Source organism: Pseudomonas furukawaii, from assembly GCF_002355475.1.
Lineage (GTDB): Bacteria > Pseudomonadota > Gammaproteobacteria > Pseudomonadales > Pseudomonadaceae > Metapseudomonas > Metapseudomonas furukawaii.
On sequence record NZ_AP014862.1, the window covers coordinates 5,565,431 to 5,583,543 of the forward strand.

An 18,113-nucleotide genomic window follows, 5' to 3' on the forward strand; every position below is an offset into this window, starting at 1 on the left:
GCTAGCGCTTGTCCATCCGTTTCAGCAGGGACGCACAGGCATTGCCCTGCTCGCCGCCCCCCGCCGCTGGCGCCACCAGGGCCAGCAGTCCCGCCGCCGGAGCCACCGCCACCCCGAGGGCGAGCATGCCGGCCCCACGTACCACCAGCGGCACCGTCTGCACCCCGGCCTCGGGATGCTTGAACGTCCCTCGGACGTAGAGCGGCGAGCGCAGGGAGAACACCCGCAGCCCCTTGGCATCCGGCGTGATCGACAGGTCCAGGCGTTCGTTGCGGAAGTTGGCCGTGCCGTCCACCTGGACCACCGCGTTCTCGGTGTCGAAGACGAACAGGCGCGGCGTCATCAGGCCGTCCTTGAGCCCCAGGTCCGCCGCCGCGCAATGGATCGCCACCTCATCGTCGCCGAACAGCCGGCCCATCAGGTAATTCCCCAGGTTGAGGCCCGCGATCTCCAGCAGGTTGCGGCTGATGGTGCCGTCGTTCACCAGCACCTGCACATCGCCATTGGCCGAGCCCAGCAGGGCCGCCACGGAATTGCCGCTTCCGCGGATATCCGCCTTGCCATTCAGTTCGCCGAAGCTGTTGCCCATGGCCTGGACCCTGGGAAAGAGCGCTTTCAGCTTGAAGCGCCGGGCATCCAGGCGTGCCTGGCCACGCAACGGCACCTGGCGGCCATCCAGCAGCAGGACGGCGTCCAGGACGCCGCCGGCCACGCCGAAACGCAGGGGCTCCAGGCGCAGTCGGCCATCCTCCAGCCGCACATGGGTGGAGAGGTCGGTGAGGGGCAGTTGCTCGCTGTGCTGGATGCGCTTGCCGCTGAATGACACGTCGGCATCCATGGCCCGCCAGCGGTCGGTGCGGAACACTTCCACCGGCAGCACCTTGTCCGCCGGTTGCCGGCCTTCGGCGCCCCGGGCCTTCTGCGCGGCGTTGGAGTCGGCGCCAATCAGCGGCCCGAGGTCCACCAGCCGCAGTCGCTCCGAGGTCAGCGAGCCGGAGAGCCGTGGCCGGGGCTGGCCGGCGACGAAGCGGAGGTCGCCCCGGATATCGCTGCCGCCGATACGGCCATTGAAGCCCTGGTAGCGGAACTCGGCGCCACCGGGTTCCCGCAGCTTCGCCACCAATCGGCCGTCGGTGGAATAGGCCGGCGTGTCCGGCAGGGTCACGCCGGTGAGCGGATAGAGCTGGGACAGGCTCGGGCCGGACAGCTGCAGGCGCAGGTCCAGGGCGCCGAGTCGGCGCGGATCGGTCAGGGTGCCGAGGACGGCGATGCGGGTTCCGCCGGCACGCACCTCGGCCTGCAGGGGCAAGGGCAGATCGGCGTTCTGCAGCGCCAGCAGCCCGCCCAGCTTGCCGCTGCCTTCCAGGGGCTGGCCCTGGTAGCGCCCCTTGGCGCGCCAGGCGAAGGCGTAGTCCTGGGCGCTGACGGTGGCGGGCCGCACGCCCTTGGCCGGGAGCAGATCGCCGAAGGGAATGGGCTTGCCCAGGGGATCGACCTGGATATCCAGGCGGGTACCGCCCAGGGCGTCGTCCACCTTCACCCTCCCCTTGTCGAAGCCGATGGTGCCGATGTCCAGGCTCCAGCCCGAGGGCCGCTCCCCGGCGCCGGGGTCGGCCGGCAACTCGAAGCTCCAGTTGTTGCGGCCATCGGCCATTCGCCGGACCTCCACCTCGGGACCGGCGAGGTCGATGCGCGGGATGCTCAACTGGCGCCACAGCAGGGGCAGGGGGTCGACGCGGAACGCCACCCGCTGCAGGCGGACGAAATCCCCGCCCTTGGCCCACCCGGGATTGCCCAGGCGCAGCCCTTGCGCCACGAAACGGGGCCCGGGCACCCAGGCGCGCCAACCGCCTTCCCCGGTTTCCCGCTGCCAGCTCAGGCGCAGGTCGCCCTCGATGGCGAACGGACGCCCCAGCTCCGCCGAAACCCGCTCATTGAGGGCCGGCCGGATGCGATTCCAGTCGAAGGTATCCACCAGCACCAGCAGGGCCGCCAGCAGCAGCACCAGGGCCACCAGCGACCTGGCCAGGATGCGAAGACCTCGTGTCATGTGCCTCTCCCCTTTTCCCACGACCGCCCCTTCGGCGTGCCCTGTTGTCCATGAGCTATCGACCCTGAATCCCTCGGGGATGCTCCCTATATAGTTCGGAGGCCTCGCTTACAAAGGCCCAAGAAAGGACGCAAGACCTTGATTATAAAGGCTTTCTACAACTATCAACGGCGTCGATGCGCTCTATCGCGAGTGTTCACTTTTTAATCGACAGGCCGTCCGTAAGATTGACTCCGTACCCAGTTTCCAGCCCCCCAAGAGGAGCCCAGAACATGAAAACCCAAGCCTTCGCCGCCCTGATCTTCACCGCCCTGACCAGCACCGCTTTCGCCCTGCCGGCGGACTCGCAACCCATCCTGGGCGAGTACAAGGAAAGCACCTCCATCCAGGTCAACGAGCCGGTCGCAGCCGAAGGCGGCTTCATGGTCCTGGATCGCGTCGCCGAAGGCGGTTCCGACCGCACCGGTGCCCACCGCATCGCCGAAGGTGGCTCCGATCGCACCGGTGCCCACCGCATCGCCGAAGGTGGCTCCGACCGCACCGGCGCCAACCGCATCGCCGAAGGCGGCTCAGATCGCGCCGGTGCCAACCGCATCGCCGAAGGCGGTTCCGACCGCACCGGTGCCCACCGCATCGCCGAAGGCGGCTCCGACCGCACCGGTGCCCACCGCATCGCCGAAGGCGGCTCCGACCGTCTGCTGCAGGCCCAACGCGTCAGCTGAGGGACCCTGGCGCTACAAACCCAGAGCCCGGCGGATGCCGGGCTTGTTGTTTGTGACGCTCGGACAGGCCCTGCGGATCGGGGTTCGACGCCCGCGAAGGCCATTTGCTAGAGTGCGCCGCACCCTCGCAATCGGCCGCGTCCCATGACCCAACGCTCGGAACAGAAGCAGCAGACCCGCCACGCCCTGATGGACGCCGCGCGCCTCCTGATGGACAGCGGTCGTGGCTTCGGCAGCCTGAGCCTGCGGGAAGTGGCCCGCACCGCCGGTATCGTGCCCACCGGGTTCTATCGCCACTTCAGCGACATGGACCAGCTGGGTCTCGCCCTGGTGGAGGAAGTGGGCGAGACCTTCCGCGCCACCATCCGCATGGTGCGCCACAACGAGTTCGAGCTGGGCGGGATCATCGAGGCCTCGGTGCGCATCTTCCTCGATGCGGTGGCCGCCAACCGGGGGCAGTTCCTCTTCCTCGCCCGCGAGCAGTACGGCGGCTCGCAGCCGGTGCGCCAGGCCATCGGCGCCCTGCGCCAGCGCATCACCGACGACCTGGCCGCCGACCTCAAGCTGATCAGGCGCATGCCGCAGCTGGACGACGAGGGCCTTGACCTGGTGGCGGACCTGGTGGTGAAGACGGTGTTCGCCACCCTGCCGGAACTGATCGACCCGCCAGCGGACAACCTGCCGCCGCACCTGCTGCCCGCCAGCAAGGTCACCCAGCAACTGCGCTTCATCATGATCGGCGGCAAGCACTGGATGGGGCCCGGCAAGCCGGAAAACTGACCGACTCGCCAGGATGGACGCACCGCAGCGGTGCGCCGCGCACCATTTCGGACCCGCGCAACGCCCCAGCGTCAGGCATCGCCAGGCGCAAGCCCCGGCCAATCAGGCCCTCCGCCATCTTGGCAAGCCCCTTGCTCTAGCCCCGGCATTGCACACTGCCGGATTCACCCGATGCTGGTCATCCACGAACGAACAGAAGCCCAGGCGAGCTGGGACGAAGAGCTGCTGCTGACCTTCGAGGCCCGCAGCAAGAGCCGCCTGCGCTGCTTCACGGTCAAGGGCGAGGACGTCGGCCTGTTCCTCGAACGGGGCCAGCCGCCCCTGCGCGACGGCGATTTCCTGAAGGCCCAGGACGGCCGCGTGGTGCGCGTGCGCGCCCGCCCCGAGGCGCTGCTCCACGTCACCTGCGCCAACGCCTTCGAACTCACCCGCGCCGCCTATCATCTGGGCAACCGCCATGTGGCCCTGCAGGTGGGCGACGGCTGGCTGCGCCTGCTGGACGACTATGTGCTGCAGGCCATGCTGGAGCAGCTGGGTGCGCGGGTGGAGGCGGTGGAAGCCGGCTTCCAGCCCGAGCACGGCGCCTACGGCGGTGGCCATCACCATTCCCATCAGTTGGAGGCGGACTTCAACTACGCGCCGCGCCTGCATCAGTTCGGTGTGCGCAGGTGACCGAGGGCGCACCCTCGCTGGCCGCCTGGCAGCTGCTGCGCCTGGCCAGCCCCCAGTTGCCCATCGGCGGCTACAGCTATTCCCAGGGGCTGGAGCTGGCCGTGGACAGTGGCCTGGTGCACGACCCGGACAGTGCCGCGCGCTGGATCGGCGACCATCTGTCGCTGAACCTGGCGCGCTTCGAGGCGCCCCTGCTGCTGGCCCATTGCGAAGCCGCCGCCGCCGGGGACTGGGAACGCCTGAAGCAGCTGGCGGACCAGCACCGCGCCAGCCGCGAGACCCGCGAACTGCACCTGGAAAGCCGGCAGATGGGCTACTCCCTGCAACAACTGCTGGACGACCTGCCCGAACAGGATGACGCCGCCCGCGCCCTGCTCCGCGCGCTGCGAGAGCCCGGCCTGGCCGTGGCCTGGGCACTGGCCGCGCGCGCCTGGGCCATTCCGCCCCGGGACGCCCTGGCCGCCTGGCTCTGGGGCTGGCTGGAAAACCAGCTGGCGGTACTGATGAAGACCCTGCCCCTGGGACAGCAGGCCGCCCAGCGCCTCACCTCGGCCCTGCTGCCGCAGCTGGACCAGGCGCGGCGCACGGCCAGCGAGATTCAACCGAACCACTGGGGCGGCGCCGCCTTCGGCCTGGCCCTGGCGAGCATGGCGCACGAGCGCCAGTACAGCCGTCTGTTCCGATCCTAGGAGAAACCCACCCATGAACAGCCAACCCCTGCGCGTCGGCATCGGCGGCCCGGTAGGCTCCGGCAAGACCGCCCTGACCCTGGCCCTCTGCCGTGCCCTGCGCGACCGCTACAACCTGGCCGTGGTGACCAACGACATCTACACCCAGGAAGACGCCCAGTTCCTGGTGCGCAACGAGGCCCTGGCGCCGGAGCGGATCATCGGCGTGGAAACCGGCGGCTGCCCCCACACCGCCATCCGCGAGGACGCGTCCATCAACCTGGAGGCCGTGGACCAGCTCAACCGCCGCTTCCCGGGCCTGGAGCTGATCCTGGTGGAGTCCGGCGGCGACAACCTGTCCGCCACCTTCAGCCCGGAGCTCTCGGACCTGACGATCTACGTGATCGACGTGTCCGCCGGCGACAAGCTGCCGCGCAAGGGCGGCCCCGGCATCTGCAAGTCGGACCTGCTGGTGATCAACAAGGTGGACCTGGCGCCGATGGTCGGCGCCTCCCTGGACGTGATGGACCGCGACGCCCGCAAGATGCGCGGCGAACGCCCCTTCGTCTTCAGCAACCAAAAGGTCGGCCAGGGACTGGACGAGATCATCGCCTTCATCGAGACACAGGGCCTGCTGACGGCCTGACTTCAATCACCCCTCGCCCTCTGGGAGAGGGACTGGGGGAGCGAGGGTGATCGACTGCCACGCTCGCTCTCATGTGAACAAGGAGCTTCACCATGAACCTGCGCAAATCCCTCTTCGCCATTGCCCTGTTCCTCACCCCGGCCCTGGCCTTCGCCCACGCCGGGCACGATCACTCCGGCCTGGCGGCGGGCCTGGCCCACCCGATCGCCGGCCTCGACCACCTGCTGGCCATGCTGGCGGTCGGCCTCTGGGCCGCGCAACAACAAGGCCGGGCCCGTTGGGCGCTGCCCCTGGTCTTCGTCGGCACCCTGCTGCTGGGCGGCCTGGCGGGCTTCGCCGGCGTGGAAATGCCCCTGATGGAAACCGGCATCGCCGGCTCCGTCCTGGCCTTCGGCCTGCTGGTGGCCCTGGCGGTGCGTCCGCCGCTGTGGCTGGCGCTGGGCCTGACCGCGCTGTTCGCCCTGGCCCACGGCGTCGCCCACGGACTGGAGCTGCCGGACCTGGCCAGCCCCTGGGGTTACGCCGCCGGTTTCGTCGCCGCCACCGCCGCCCTGCACGCCGCCGGCTACGGCCTGGTCCGCGCCCTGCCACGGGCCGCCGCGCCGCTGGTACGCCTCGCCGGTGGCGCCTCGGCCGGCGCCGGGGTGTGGCTGCTGGCGGGCTGAGCCACCAGAGGCGATGGGGTGAGCTCGGCGAACCCCATCGATCCGGGGCGCGCCGGGCAATCGATGGGCACGGCTCACATCGCGCCGTTCCGCCCCTCGCCCCACCTTCATGTCTTTGTCATAGTCCCCGCGTTTGATTCGGCACGCCCGTCCACGCCCCTGCGGATAACAACAACATGAAGCGCTTCGCCCGATTCTGTCTCGCTCCCCTTCTTCTCCTGGCCGTCGCCCTGCTGGCCCTGGCCCTGACCAGCCGCCCGGCGCAGCGGCCGGCGGTACTCGCCGGCTTCGGCGAGGCGCCCCTGGTGATCGCCCATCGTGGCGGACGCGGCCTCTGGCCGGAGAACACCCTGTTCGCCTTCGAGCGCGCCGCCGCCCTCAAGGTGGACATGCTGGAGATGGACCTGCGCCTGAGCCGCGACGGCCAACTGGTGGTGCTGCACGACGCCCTGGTGGACCGCACCACCAACGGCAGCGGCGCCATCGCCGAGCTGGACCTGGACCGGGTGCGGGCCCTGGACGCCGGTTACCGCTGGAGCGCCGACGGCGGCGAGAGCCATCCCTATCGCGGCCAGGGCATTCGCATCCCCACCTTCGCCGAGGTGCTGGAACGCTTCCCGGACTACCCCAAGGTGGTGGAGATCAAGGTGCCGGACGTCGGCATGGAAGATGCCCTCTGCGACCTGCTGAAGGCGCACGGGCAACGGGACAAGGTCCTGGTGGGCAGCTTCTACGAGCGCAGCCTGAAGCGTTTCCGTTCCCTCTGCCCGGAGGTCGCCACCGCGGCCGGGCCCACGTCCGTGCGCCTGCTGGTGGCCCTGGACTGGATCGGCCTCGGTGGCCTGGTCAGCCCGTCCTACCAGGCCCTGCAGATCCCCGAACACAGCGGCAACCTGCGGGTGGCCAGCCCCGGGCTGATGGACACCGCCCGGCAGCGGGGCCTGGCGGTGCAGCTCTGGACCATCAACGAGCAGCCGGCGATGCGGCACCTGCTGGACATGGGCGCCAGCGGGCTGATCACCGACTACCCTGACCGCGCCCTGCAACTGCTGGGGCGGTCCACCCGCATCACGTCGTTGAGCGATGAATAGAGAGGCCGGCCCAGGTCTGGCTCACCGGCATCAGCTCCAGGCTGTTGATATTGATGTGCGCCGGCTGGTTCATGATCCAGAAGATGGTCTCGGCGATGTCTTCGGGCTGGATCGGTTCGGCGCCGGCGTAGGTGGCGTCGTAGCGGGCCTGGTCGCCGCCGAAGCGCACCAGGGAAAACTCGCTTTCACAAAGGCCCGGCTCGATGTTGCTGACCCGTACGCCGGTGCCCACCAGGTCGTTGCGCAGGTTCAGGGAAAACTGGGCGACGAAGGCCTTGGTGGCGCCATAGACGTGGCTGCCCGGGTAGGGCCATTTGCCCGCCACGGAGCCGAGGTTGACGATGCTGGCGCCACGGCCGTGGGCGATCAGGCGCGGCAGCAGCAGGCGGGTGCTGTACATCAGGCCCTTGATGTTGGTGTCCACCATGGTGTCCCAGTCATCCAGGCTGCATTTGGGCGCCGGGTCGGCGCCCAGGGCCAGGCCGGCGTTGTTGATCAGGCCACGCACCTTGGCGTAGCGCTCCGGCAGCCCCTCGATGGCGGTTTCCATGGCCTTGCGGTCACGCACGTCCAGTTCCAGGGTGTGCACATCGGTCAGTGCCGACAGCTCGTCCTTGAGGGCCTGCAGACGGGCGGCGCGGCGGCCGGTCAGCACCAGCGACCAGCCGGCCTGGGCGAAGCGGCGGGCGCAGGCCTCGCCGAATCCGGAGGTGGCGCCGGTGATGAAAACAGTGGAAGTCATGCTCTTCTCCTTGCTCTGGGGCACGGGCCCGTTGCGATAAGACCGGCATAGGTTACGCGATCCCGATGATCCCGCCGCTGACGAAAAAACGAGCAACCGGCGCCAGCCCAGCGGCCATGGGCCCCGCAGCGGTTATTCCCAAGCTTATCCACAGCTTTCCGCACAGCGTGCGGCGACAAGTGGCCGCGCCTGGGGCAACCTTGGTGAAAAACGCCAAGTCACTGTTTTCAAGGGATTTGCCAGGCACTGGGCAAAAGTTGATCGACGGCTTGCAGCCGGCGTGAACTGGCCGCCTGGGAAGACTGCCACCAGGTTATCCACAGGGTGCTGCACAGGGAATGGGGACAGAAATCCGCTCCCGCCTCCCTCTCCCCAACCCTCTCCCGGAGGGAGAGGGGGCTGTCCGTGCTCGACCTGCAGGGTGCCCGCGCGCACCGCCGCAATGGACGGAAGACGCGCCACCCAGCCGTTCCGGCTTCCCTCTCCCGGAGGGCGAGGGGATACCGGGCCGCTAGGATTCGCCCGCCGCGGCCAGCACAAGCCGTGCCGCGACCAGGTCTTCCTGGGCGTGGCCCACGGACTTGAACAGGGTGATCTCGCTGTTGGTCTGGCGATGGCCCCGGCCGTGAAGCAGGTCCGTGAGCTCGAAGTGGATGCTCTGTTCGGTGATGGCCCCTTCGGCGATGGCGCACAGCAGGTCGCCAGCCTCTTCCAGGGCGCCGGCGCGGGTGTCGACGACGATGCGTGAACGGGCCACGGCGGCGCTGTCGGTCTCGCGCATGCTGGGCAGGAAGGCGCCCACCAGGTCCAGGTGGGTGCCGGGGTGCAGCCAGTCGCCCAGGATCAGCGGCGAGGTGGAGGTGGTGGCGCAGCTGATGCAGTCCGCCTGCTGGGCGCTGGCCTGCAGGTCGCTGGCCGCCTGCACCGGGTAGCCTTCCGCGGCCAGGCTGCGCGCCAGTTCGGCGGCCTTTTCCGGCCGGCGTCCCCAGAGTTCCACGCGTGCATAGGGGCGCACCACGCAATGGGCGCGCACCAGGTGCGCCGCGAGGGTGCCGGTGCCCACCACCAGCAGGCGGCTGGCGTCGTGGCGCACCAGGGCGCTGGCGGCCAGTGCCGAGGTGCAGGCGGTGCGCCGGGCGGTGAGTTCGGAGGCCTCCATCACCGCCAGGGGCTGGCCGGTGGCGTCGTCGAACAGGGTGAAGAGGGCCGACACCGAAGGCAGGCCCTTGGCGCCGTTGTGGGGAAACACGGTGACCAGCTTGACGCCGACGCCCTGGCCCTTCCGCCAGACCGGCATGCACAGCAGCGAAGCCTCGTCCGGCAAGGCGTGGGTGGCCCGCACCGGCGCCTCGGCGGGGTTCGCCAGGCCGTGGCGGAGGGCCTCTATCAGCTGTGGATAAGCCAGCGTCGAGGCGACCTCGGCGTTGGTGAAGAAGCGGAGGGATTGCATGGCAGTCTCCTTGGGGAAGTCGAGCGCGGACCCTCCTCCCTCCCCCGCCCTCTCCCGGAGGGCGAGGGGGAAGGCGCGCGGTCAGTGGCCTCCGAGGTAGGCGTTGCGCACCTCCTGGTTGCCCAGCAGCTCCTCGCCGGTGCCGCTCATGCGGATCTCGCCGGTGACCATCACGTAGGCGCGGTCGGAGAGCCTCAGGGCGTGGTTGGCGTTCTGCTCCACCAGGAAGATGGTCATGCCGGTCTGGGCCAGTTCCTTGAGGGTCTGGAAGATCTGCTTGACCACGATGGGCGCAAGGCCCAGGGAGGGTTCGTCCAGCAGCAGCAGCTTGGGCCGGCTCATCAGCGCCCGGGCGATGGCGAGCATCTGCTGCTCGCCGCCGGACATGGTCATGGCCCGCTGGTTGCGGCGTTCCTTGAGGCGCGGGAAGAGCTCGAACATGCGCTGCATGTCCTCGTCCGCGTGGTCCATGCCGACGGGGATGGTGCCCATCAGGAGGTTTTCCTCGACGCTCATGTCGGGGAACACGCGGCGCCCTTCCGGCGACTGGGCGACGCCATTGGAGGCGACGTAGTGGGCGGACCTGTGGGTGATCTCGGTGCCCCGGTAGACGATGGTGCCGGAGGCCGCGCGGGGCTGGCCGAAGATGGACATCAGCAGGGTGGACTTGCCGGCGCCGTTGGCGCCGATCAGGCTCACCGTCTCGCCTTCGTCGATGTGCAGGCTGACCTTCTTCAGGGCCTGGATGGGGCCGTAGAAGACGTCGACGTCCTTGAACTCCAGGAGGGGCGCGCTCATGCCACTTCCTCCTCTTCGGCGCCCAGGTAGGCGGCGATCACCTTCGGATCGTTGCGGATATCGTAGGGCGTGCCCTGGGCGATCACCTCGCCATGGTCCAGCACCACGATGTGGTCGGAAATGCTCATCACCATGCCCATGTCGTGTTCGATCAGCAGGACGGTCTGGTCATGCTCGTCCCGCAGCTTGCGGATGATCCGGCTGAGCGCCTCGGTCTCGGCCGGGTTGAGGCCGGCGGCCGGCTCGTCGAGGCAGACGATCTGCGGCCGGGTACACATGGCCCGGGCGATTTCCAGGCGGCGCTGCTGGCCGTAGGAGAGTTCGCCGGCCAGGCGGTTGGCGCAGTCCGTGAGGTCCACCACTTCCAGCCAGTAGAAGGCGTGGTTGAGGGCGTCGTCCTCGGCCTTGCGGAAGCCCGGGGTGTTGAAGACGCCGGCCAGCAGGCTGCGGTTGATCCACATGTGCTGGGCCACCAGCAGGTTTTCCACCACCGACATCTCCTTGAACAGGCGGATGTTCTGGAAGGTGCGCGCCAGGCCGGCGCGGTTCACCAGGTGGGTACCGCCGAACATCTTGTACCAGAGGCGGCTGCCGAACTGCGCCGGGTTGACGAAGTCGGTGGGCTGGAAGGGCTCTCCGAGGATCTTGATGACATCGGTGCTGACGCCCCGGGCATTGAGCCGGATGCGTCCGCCGGTGGCCTTGTAGAAGCCGGTCAGGCAGTTGAACACTGTGGTCTTGCCGGCACCGTTGGGGCCGATCAGGGCGGAGATGGAGCCGCGCTTGATCTCCAGGCTGACGTCGTTGAGCGCCTTGATGCCACCGAAGTGCATCATCAGGCGTTCGACGCTGAGGATGTTTTCGCTGCTCATGGGGCGACTCCTTTACGCGGGGCGAAACCGGCACGGCTGACACGGATCAGGCCACGTGGTCGCCAGATCATCATCACCACCATAAGCAGGCCGAAGAGCAGGACTCGGTAGTCGGCGAAGGTCCGCAGCAACTCGGGCGCCACGGTGAGCACGAAGGCGGCGATCACCACGCCGACGGTGGAGCCCATGCCGCCGAGGACCACGATGGCGAGGATCAGGGCCGATTCGAAGAAGGTGAAGGACGAGGGGTTCACGAAGCCCTGGTAGGTGGCGAAGAACACCCCGGCGAGGCCGGCGGTGGAGGCGCCCAGCATGAAGGCCGAAAGTTTCACCAGCACGTGGTTGAGTCCCATGGCGCGGCAGGCGATCTCGTCTTCGCGCAGGGCTTCCCAGGCGCGCCCCACCGGCATCCGGGTGAGCCGGTGCTTGATGTGGAGCACCAGCAGCACGGTGAGGAAGAGCACGCCGTAGATGAACACGAACTTCAGGGTGGGGTTGTAGGCGATGCCGAGGAACTCGTGGATCGGCACCCCTCCTTCCTTGGCCCTGCGGCCGAACTCCAGGCCGAACAGGGTCGGACTGGGGGCCGACATGCCGTTGGGGCCGCCGGTGAAGCTGAGCCAGTTGTTCAGCACCAGGCGGATGATCTCGCCGAAGCCGAGGGTGACGATGGCCAGGTAGTCGCCGTGCATCCTGAGCACCGGGAAGCCGAGGATGGCGCCGGCCAGTGCGGCGGCCAGGGCGGCCAGCGGCAGTACGGTCCAGAAGCCCAGGCCCAGGTGCTCGTAGCCCAGCGCCAGGCCGTAGGCGCCGATGGCGTAGAAGGCCACGTAGCCCAGGTCCAGCAGGCCGGCGAGGCCTACCACGATGTTCAGCCCCAGGCCCAGCAGCACGTAGATCAGGCCGAGGATCACCACGGTGAGCAGGTACTTGCTGGCGAAGAAGGGGAAGATCACCGCGGCCACCACCAGCAGCGGGATGATCCAGCGCAAGCGGCTCTGGTAGCCGGGATCGCGCACGTGAACGCCGGAGCCGGCACTCTCGATGCGCTGCGTCAGCGCCTCGCCACGGGCGGTCTGCAGGTAGAGGCTGAGGAGGAAGCGGCCGACCATGACCACGGCGATCATCACGCCGACACGGCCGAACTCCAGGTTGAAGCCGTAGCCGTCGAGCACCACGCCCATGACGGGCCCGAAGACGATGAGGGCGAGCAGGCCGGCGATGACGGCGTCGACCAGGCTCTTCTTGAGATCCAGGGGTTTCCTGGCAATGGCGGAGGACATGGTTACACCTTGGCGACGTGCGGGCGGCCCAGAAGGCCCTGGGGACGGAAGATCAGGATCAGCACCAGCAGCGAGAAGCTGAACACGTCCTTGTAGTCGGTGTTCACCATGCCGGAGAACTGCGCCTCGGCGACCCCGAGGATGATGCCGCCGAGCATGGCGCCGGGCAGCGAGCCGATGCCGCCGAGCACCGCGGCGGTGAACGCCTTGATGCCGATGATGAAGCCCGCGTAGAAGTCGAAGGTCCCGTAGTTCATGGTGATCAGCACGCCGGCCAGGGCGGCCATGGCGGCGCCGATGACGAAGACGTAGGAGATGACCCGGTCGGTGTTGATGCCGAGGATGGAGGCCATCTTGCGGTCCTGCTGGGTGGCGCGGCACATGCGGCCGAGCTTGGTGCGCTGGATGATGTAGGTCAGCAGCGCCATGCCGAGGAAGGCCGCCACCAGGATGAACACCTTGGTGTAGGTGAGCTGCACGAAGCCTTCGCCGACATGGAACTTGATGGCGCCGTCCAGCAGGGTGGGCACGCCTTGCTGGCGGGCGCCCTGGCTGAGCTGCACGTAGTTCTGCAGGATCAGCGACATGCCGATGGCGGAGATCAGCGGCGCCAGGCGGGTGGAGTTGCGCAGGGGCTTGTAGGCGATGCGTTCGATCACGAAGCCGTAGACGCCGGTCACGAAGATGGTGAACAGCAGGGTGCCGAGGATCAGCAGCGGGAAGGATTCGAGTCCGAAGAAGGCCAGGATGGCCAGGGTGATCGCGGCGATGTAGGCGGAGATCATGTACACCTCGCCGTGGGCGAAGTTGATCATGCCGATGATGCCGTAAACCATGGTGTAGCCGATGGCGATCAAGCCGTAGACCGCCCCGAGGGTCAGCCCGTTGATCAGCTGTTGCAGGATGATGCCGTCCATCTCACTGTCTCGTCTTTTGGAGGACCGGCCTTGGGTTCGGCCGGCCCCCGCGAGTGGAATCAGACGGGTACCACTGAATGACCAGAACGGGAGCGGACTCCCGGCTCAAGCGGATAAGGACTTCAGCAGTTTCCCGGAATGCACCGACCGGCCGGACGCGGATGGCGTCAGGCCAGTCAGCCGAGCTAAATCAGGTGCCGGATCAGGATCCACCGAGCGGGACACGCTCAGCCGATCCTGGCCGCCACTCACTGCTGGTGGTACTTCCCTTGGTCATCCCACTCGTAGATCACGTAGTCGGAGACCTTCAGGTCGCCCTTGGAATCCCACTCCTTCTTGCCCATGACGGTCTGCACCGGATTGCTCTTCAGCCATTCGGAGGCCTTGGCCGGGTCATTGGCGCCCGCGCCGTTCAAGCCGGCGGCGAGGGCCTGCAGGGTGGCGTAGGCATAGAGGGTGTAGCCTTCCGGCTCGAAGCCGCCGGCGCGGAACTTCTCGATCACGGCCTTGCCGTCCTCGATCTTGCGCGGGTCGGCGCCGAAGGTCATGAGCACGCCCTTGGTGTACTGCGGGCCGCCGGCGGTGGTGACCAGTTCGTCGGTGACGATGCCGTCGCCGGAGAGGAACTTGGCGGTCAGGCCCTGCTCGCGCATCTGGCGGACCAGCGGGCCGGCTTCGGGGTGCAGACCACCGAAGTAGACGACCTCGGCGCCGGAGGCGCGGATCTTGGTGACCAGGGCGTTGAAGTCCTTCTCGCCACGGGTCAGGCCTTCGTACAGGACTTCCTTCACGCCGCGCTTGGCCAGCTGCGCCTTGGTGGCGTCGGCCAGGCCCTGACCGTAGGTGTCCTTGTCGTGGATGATGGCGACCTTGGTGGCCTTCAGCACGTCGACGATGTAGTCGCCGGCGACGATGCCCTGCTGGTCGTCACGGCCGCACATGCGGAACATGCCGGACAGGCCGCGCTCGGTGACGGCGGGGTTGGTGGAGCCGGGGGTCATGGCGATGATGCCGGCTTCGTCGTAGACCTCGGAGGCGGGGATGGTGGAGGAGGAGCAGAAGTGGCCGACGACGGCGATGGCCTTGTCCTGGTCAACGAGGCGGTTGGCGACGGAGACGGCCTGCTTCGGTTCGCAGGCGTCGTCGGCCTTCACCAGCTTGATCTTCTCGCCGTTGACACCGCCGGCGGCGTTGATGTCTTCGGCAGCCTGGGACGCGCCGCGCCAGTACTGTTCACCGAAGGACGCGTTGGCGCCGGTGTGCGGGCCGGCGACGCCGATGACGACATCGGCCTGTACGAAGGAAGAAATACCCAGTGCGGCGGTAACCGCGAGAGCCAGAAAGCCTTTTCTGTAAATCTTCTGCGACATGGAGTTTTGCTCCTGAGGTTTTTAGGGTTAGCGCTTGTATTCAGCAAGTGGCGTGCCATTAATTCTTGTTGTTTTCCCGCATTCAAAAAGGCTGATCCCACCTCCTCGTATTTTATTTTTCTTATTTAAAATCAATGCCTTACAGTTTTAACCAATAAACTTCCGGGCGAATCCGACAGTCGCCTGACACCAGTGTGCCAGCACGTCAGGTAACAATAGACTCGCGGTACTTATTTGCACACGCTTGGTGCGCGAAATTTCCCACACTGCACTGTCACTGTCCCCCCGTTTCGTCCTCCCATCCTGCAGAAACTAAGCCTGCGCTTACAGCCACAGGGGCGCACTTCTTTGCGACCTGCGTCACGCCGCGGCACATCGCTGTCGACGCCATCGGCTAGATCACCACGCGCAGGCACTGGCCCGCGTGGTAGAGCGAGAAACCCGCTTCGTACAACGAACTCCTGAGCCCCGCCGCCGCGACCGCGCGCATGGGCTGGAAAGGCATGGGCAGGACCCGCTCGTCGCCGCTTTGCATGAAGTCGGCGAAGGCCTTGCCCACTACGGTTCCGGTGGTGACGCCGCGCCCGTTGTAGCCGGTGAAGGCCAGCAGGCCGGGCGCCGGCTCGTAGAGGCGCATCAGGTGATCGGGGGTGAAATCGATGCAGCCGGTCCAGGTGCATTCCCACTCCACCTTGCCCAGGTAGGGGAAGTAGTGCCGCTGGATGCGGTCGGCCCAGGCCCTCAGGAACCAGGCCGGCTTGCCCGCGCCATTGCCCAGGCTGCCCAGCAACAGGCGCCCCTCGGCGTCGCGGCGGATGCTGCTGAGCACCTGGCGGGTGTCCCAGGAGCCCTGCCCGCCCGGCAGGATGCGGTCGGCGGCGGTGCCGGCGAGCGGCCGGGAGGCCACCTGGTAGTAGTAACCCGGGAAGAAGTGGCGGCGCAGTTCGGTCCACTGGCCTTCGGTGTAGGCGTTGGAGGCGATCACCACCCGGGGCGCGACCACGCTGCCCTGCCCGGTGATGACGCACCAGTCCGCGCCCTGGCGCTCAAGGCGCTGCACCGGGGAGCGCTCGAACAGCTGGGCGCCCAGGGCGCGCACCGCGCGGGCCAGGCCTCGGGTGTAGCCCATGGGGTTGAGGGTGCCGGCGCGCCGGTCCAGCAACGCGGCGGCGATGCGCTCGGTACCGGTCGCCTCGCGGCAGGCCTGGCCGGTGAGCAGTTCCACCGGGGCGCCACGGCGCTGCCATTGCTCGCAGCGGCTGGCGAGGTCGGCCTGGCCACGGGCGTTGTGCGCCATGTGCAGGGTGCCTTCGCGGCGCAACTGGCAATCGATGGCATGGCGATCCACCAGGGAGAACACCAGGGATGGCGCGGCGCCGAGGGTGCGGTTGAGCCGTGCGCCCACCTCGTGGCCGAGGCCCGCCTCGATCTCGTCCGGCGGAATCCACAGGCCGGCGTTGACCAGCCCGACGTTGCGACCCGAACCGCCGTGGCCCGGGCTGTGGGCCTCCAGCAGGCAGACGCGCTGCCCGGCCTCGGCCAGGTGCAGGGCGGCGGAGAGGCCGGTGAAGCCGGCGCCGATCACGCAGACGTCCGCACGCACCTCGCCCTTCAGCTCGGGTCCGGCGGGCGGTTGCGGGGTCAGCTGTTCCCAGAGGCATTCCTGGCGCAGCGTCATGGGGCGTTCCTTAGGCACGGGGGTGCCGCCCTCCCCGATCGGCGAGGGCTCTGCGGGTCAGTCGAAGGTGATGCCCTGGGCCAGGGGCAGTTCGTGGGAGTAGTTCACGGTGTTGGTCTGGCGGCGCATGTAGGCCTTCCAGGCGTCGGAGCCGGACTCGCGGCCGCCGCCGGTTTCCTTCTCGCCACCGAAGGCGCCGCCGATCTCGGCACCGCTGGGGCCGATGTTGACGTTGGCGATGCCGCAATCGCTGCCCACCGCCGACTGGAACAGCTCCGCCTCGCGGACATCGGTGGTGAAGACACAGGAGGACAGGCCCTGGGGCACGGCGTTGTTCAGGGCGATGGCCTCGGCGAAGTCCTGGTAGCCGACCACGTAGAGGATAGGCGCGAAGGTTTCATGGCAGACCACGGCGCTCTGGCCCGGCATCTCGACGATGGCCGGGGAGACGTACCAGGCCTCGGGGAACCGGTCCTGCAACTGGCGCTCGCCGCCGAAGACCACGCCGCCCTCGGCGCGGGCCTGCTCCAGGGCGCGCTGCATGCCCTCGAAGCTCTGCCGGTCGATCAGCGGGCCCACCAGGTTGCCCTGCAGCGGGTGGCCGATGCGGACCTTCGAGTAGGCCGCCTTGAGGCGCTCGACGATCTCCGCCTTCACCGATTCGTGGGCGATCAGCCGGCGCAGGGTGGTGCAGCGCTGGCCGGCGGTGCCGACGGCGCTGAAGAGGATCGCCCGCACCGCCAGGTCGAGGTCGGCGCTGGGGGTGAGGATCATGGCGTTGTTGCCGCCCAGCTCCAGCACGCTGCGGGCGAAGCGGGCCGCCACCCGGGGCGCCACCTCGCGGCCCATGCGGGTACTGCCGGTGGCGCTGACCAGGGCCACGCGCGGGTCGTCCACCAGGGCCTCGCCGGCCTCGCGGGCGCCGATCACCACCTGGGACAGGTGCGCCGGGGCCTCGCTGAAGTCCTTCGCCACGCGCTCGAACAGGGCCTGGCAGGCCAATGCGGTCAGCGGCGTCTTCTCCGACGGCTTCCACACCACCGGGTTGCCGCAGACCAGCGCCAGCGCGGTGTTCCAGCTCCACACGGCGACCGGGAAGTTGAAGGCGCTGATGACGCCCACCACGCCCAGGGGATGCCAGGTCTCGCGCATGTGGTGGCCCGGGCGCTCGGAGGCGATGGTCAGGCCGTACAGCTGCCGCGACAGGCCGACGGCGAAGTCGCAGATGTCGATCATTTCCTGGACTTCGCCCAGGCCTTCCTGGGTGATCTTGCCGGCTTCCCAGGACACCAGTTCGCCCAGCTCGGCCTTGTGCTGGCGCAGGGCCTCGCCATACAGGCGGATGAGTTCGCCACGGCGCGGCGCCGGCACCTTGCGCCAGGCCTGGAAGGCCTCGGCGGCACGCCCGACGGCCTGTTCGACCTCCACCTTGCCCACCAGGCGCACGGTGCCGATGCGGCTGCCGTCGATGGGTGAGTGAACGGCGTGATCGCCCTGGCTGTAGAGGGAGGGATCGACACCGAGGCGGTCAAGCAGCGCGGCAACCATGGGAACTCCTGTTTCGGCGAGTAATGGCACTGACCCTGCAGGAGCGGCTCGCGGGCGAAGGCTTCGCGGACCAGCCCGCTCCTACCGGTTCGGTGCCGAATCGGATGGGCGTCAGTAATAGCCGCGAAAAGGGCTTGCCAACAAGCAACCTTTCCGACACA

17 protein-coding genes are annotated in these 18,113 nt (G+C 68.2%); 7 read left to right on the plus strand and 10 right to left on the minus strand.

Annotated elements, in window-relative coordinates; genetic code table 11:
• Position 1: 1 nt before the first annotated feature.
• Complete coding sequence (locus tag KF707C_RS25880) at positions 2 to 2,050, minus strand: AsmA family protein (protein WP_003452880.1); 2,049 nt, start codon at positions 2,048 to 2,050, stop codon at positions 2 to 4.
• A 272-nt stretch (positions 2,051 to 2,322) separates the two neighbouring features.
• Here KF707C_RS25880 and KF707C_RS25885 point away from each other — a divergent pair, with 272 nt between their 5' ends.
• From KF707C_RS25885 to KF707C_RS25915, 7 genes are all read left to right on the plus strand, one after another.
• A complete protein-coding gene (locus KF707C_RS25885; protein ID WP_003452883.1) occupies positions 2,323 to 2,772 on the plus strand; it encodes a hypothetical protein in 450 nt (149 codons plus the stop codon).
• A 144-nt stretch (positions 2,773 to 2,916) separates the two neighbouring features.
• Positions 2,917 to 3,552, plus strand: a complete 636-nt coding sequence (locus KF707C_RS25890) for a TetR family transcriptional regulator (protein ID WP_003452885.1) — start codon at positions 2,917 to 2,919, stop codon at positions 3,550 to 3,552.
• Positions 3,553 to 3,723: 171 nt separating this feature from the next.
• A complete protein-coding gene (gene ureE / locus KF707C_RS25895) occupies positions 3,724 to 4,224 on the plus strand; it encodes an urease accessory protein UreE (RefSeq protein WP_003452888.1) in 501 nt (166 codons plus the stop codon).
• Between the two features lie 17 nt (positions 4,225 to 4,241).
• The gene (locus KF707C_RS25900) at positions 4,242 to 4,913 is read left to right on the plus strand and encodes an urease accessory protein UreF (RefSeq protein WP_036993278.1); all 672 of its coding nucleotides are present in this window, start codon (positions 4,242 to 4,244) and stop codon (positions 4,911 to 4,913) included.
• 13 nt (positions 4,914 to 4,926) lie between these two features.
• Positions 4,927 to 5,538, plus strand: coding sequence for an urease accessory protein UreG (gene ureG / locus KF707C_RS25905; RefSeq protein WP_003452898.1), 612 nt, complete (start codon positions 4,927 to 4,929; stop codon positions 5,536 to 5,538).
• A 92-nt stretch (positions 5,539 to 5,630) separates the two neighbouring features.
• On the plus strand, positions 5,631 to 6,203 hold the full coding sequence (locus tag KF707C_RS25910) for a HupE/UreJ family protein (RefSeq protein ID WP_003452906.1): 573 nt from the start codon (positions 5,631 to 5,633) through the stop codon (positions 6,201 to 6,203).
• A 176-nt stretch (positions 6,204 to 6,379) separates the two neighbouring features.
• Positions 6,380 to 7,294 (plus strand): glycerophosphodiester phosphodiesterase, encoded by a 915-nt coding sequence (locus tag KF707C_RS25915; RefSeq protein ID WP_003452926.1) that lies wholly within the window; start codon positions 6,380 to 6,382, stop codon positions 7,292 to 7,294.
• Here KF707C_RS25915 and KF707C_RS25920 read toward each other — a convergent pair.
• The 9 genes from KF707C_RS25920 to amaB form a co-directional block, all read right to left on the minus strand.
• The gene (locus KF707C_RS25920) at positions 7,272 to 8,036 is read right to left on the minus strand and encodes an SDR family oxidoreductase (RefSeq protein ID WP_003452929.1); all 765 of its coding nucleotides are present in this window, start codon (positions 8,034 to 8,036) and stop codon (positions 7,272 to 7,274) included. The two genes, KF707C_RS25915 and KF707C_RS25920, sit on opposite strands and share 23 nt — an antisense overlap.
• A 511-nt stretch (positions 8,037 to 8,547) precedes the next feature.
• Complete coding sequence (locus KF707C_RS25925) at positions 8,548 to 9,486, minus strand: ornithine cyclodeaminase family protein (protein ID WP_003452934.1); 939 nt, start codon at positions 9,484 to 9,486, stop codon at positions 8,548 to 8,550.
• 81 nt (positions 9,487 to 9,567) lie between these two features.
• A complete protein-coding gene (locus KF707C_RS25930; RefSeq protein WP_003452936.1) occupies positions 9,568 to 10,284 on the minus strand; it encodes an ABC transporter ATP-binding protein in 717 nt (238 codons plus the stop codon).
• Positions 10,281 to 11,156 carry an ABC transporter ATP-binding protein gene (locus tag KF707C_RS25935; protein WP_003452937.1) on the minus strand — a complete coding sequence of 292 codons (876 nt, stop codon included), beginning with the start codon at positions 11,154 to 11,156 and terminating at the stop codon, positions 10,281 to 10,283. The genes KF707C_RS25930 and KF707C_RS25935 overlap by 4 nt, the downstream gene beginning before the upstream one ends.
• A complete protein-coding gene (gene livM / locus KF707C_RS25940) occupies positions 11,153 to 12,439 on the minus strand; it encodes a high-affinity branched-chain amino acid ABC transporter permease LivM (protein ID WP_003452940.1) in 1,287 nt (428 codons plus the stop codon). Before livM ends, KF707C_RS25935 begins: the two co-directional genes overlap by 4 nt.
• Before the next feature lie 2 nt (positions 12,440 to 12,441).
• The gene (locus KF707C_RS25945) at positions 12,442 to 13,356 is read right to left on the minus strand and encodes an ABC transporter permease subunit (RefSeq protein ID WP_003452941.1); all 915 of its coding nucleotides are present in this window, start codon (positions 13,354 to 13,356) and stop codon (positions 12,442 to 12,444) included.
• Between the two features lie 248 nt (positions 13,357 to 13,604).
• A complete protein-coding gene (locus KF707C_RS25950; RefSeq protein ID WP_003452947.1) occupies positions 13,605 to 14,726 on the minus strand; it encodes a branched-chain amino acid ABC transporter substrate-binding protein in 1,122 nt (373 codons plus the stop codon).
• A gap of 394 nt (positions 14,727 to 15,120) precedes the next feature.
• Positions 15,121 to 16,404 carry an L-pipecolate oxidase gene (gene amaA / locus KF707C_RS25955; RefSeq protein ID WP_003452952.1) on the minus strand — a complete coding sequence of 428 codons (1,284 nt, stop codon included), beginning with the start codon at positions 16,402 to 16,404 and terminating at the stop codon, positions 15,121 to 15,123.
• Positions 16,405 to 16,461: 57 nt separating this feature from the next.
• A complete protein-coding gene (amaB, locus tag KF707C_RS25960; RefSeq protein ID WP_003452953.1) occupies positions 16,462 to 17,952 on the minus strand; it encodes an L-piperidine-6-carboxylate dehydrogenase in 1,491 nt (496 codons plus the stop codon).
• Between the last annotated feature and the right edge of the window lie 161 nt (positions 17,953 to 18,113).

What these genes read in the sequence shown, in the direction of transcription:
- ureE (WP_003452888.1), top strand. Translation starts at nt 3,724, where the DNA reads ATGCTGGTCATCCACGAACGAACAGAAGCCCAGGCGAGCTGGGACGAA.
- KF707C_RS25925 (WP_003452934.1), bottom strand. Translation starts at nt 9,486, where the DNA reads ATGCAATCCCTCCGCTTCTTCACCAACGCCGAGGTCGCCTCGACGCTG.
- KF707C_RS25950 (WP_003452947.1), bottom strand. Translation starts at nt 14,726, where the DNA reads ATGTCGCAGAAGATTTACAGAAAAGGCTTTCTGGCTCTCGCGGTTACC.
- amaB (WP_003452953.1), bottom strand. Translation starts at nt 17,952, where the DNA reads ATGGTTGCCGCGCTGCTTGACCGCCTCGGTGTCGATCCCTCCCTCTAC.
- amaA (WP_003452952.1), bottom strand. Translation starts at nt 16,404, where the DNA reads ATGACGCTGCGCCAGGAATGCCTCTGGGAACAGCTGACCCCGCAACCG.
- KF707C_RS25920 (WP_003452929.1), bottom strand. Translation starts at nt 8,036, where the DNA reads ATGACTTCCACTGTTTTCATCACCGGCGCCACCTCCGGATTCGGCGAG.
- KF707C_RS25945 (WP_003452941.1), bottom strand. Translation starts at nt 13,356, where the DNA reads ATGGACGGCATCATCCTGCAACAGCTGATCAACGGGCTGACCCTCGGG.
- KF707C_RS25880 (WP_003452880.1), bottom strand. Translation starts at nt 2,050, where the DNA reads ATGACACGAGGTCTTCGCATCCTGGCCAGGTCGCTGGTGGCCCTGGTG.
- KF707C_RS25890 (WP_003452885.1), top strand. Translation starts at nt 2,917, where the DNA reads ATGACCCAACGCTCGGAACAGAAGCAGCAGACCCGCCACGCCCTGATG.
- KF707C_RS25930 (WP_003452936.1), bottom strand. Translation starts at nt 10,284, where the DNA reads ATGAGCGCGCCCCTCCTGGAGTTCAAGGACGTCGACGTCTTCTACGGC.
- ureG (WP_003452898.1), top strand. Translation starts at nt 4,927, where the DNA reads ATGAACAGCCAACCCCTGCGCGTCGGCATCGGCGGCCCGGTAGGCTCC.
- KF707C_RS25915 (WP_003452926.1), top strand. Translation starts at nt 6,380, where the DNA reads ATGAAGCGCTTCGCCCGATTCTGTCTCGCTCCCCTTCTTCTCCTGGCC.
- KF707C_RS25910 (WP_003452906.1), top strand. Translation starts at nt 5,631, where the DNA reads ATGAACCTGCGCAAATCCCTCTTCGCCATTGCCCTGTTCCTCACCCCG.
- KF707C_RS25935 (WP_003452937.1), bottom strand. Translation starts at nt 11,156, where the DNA reads ATGAGCAGCGAAAACATCCTCAGCGTCGAACGCCTGATGATGCACTTC.
- livM (WP_003452940.1), bottom strand. Translation starts at nt 12,439, where the DNA reads ATGTCCTCCGCCATTGCCAGGAAACCCCTGGATCTCAAGAAGAGCCTG.
- KF707C_RS25885 (WP_003452883.1), top strand. Translation starts at nt 2,323, where the DNA reads ATGAAAACCCAAGCCTTCGCCGCCCTGATCTTCACCGCCCTGACCAGC.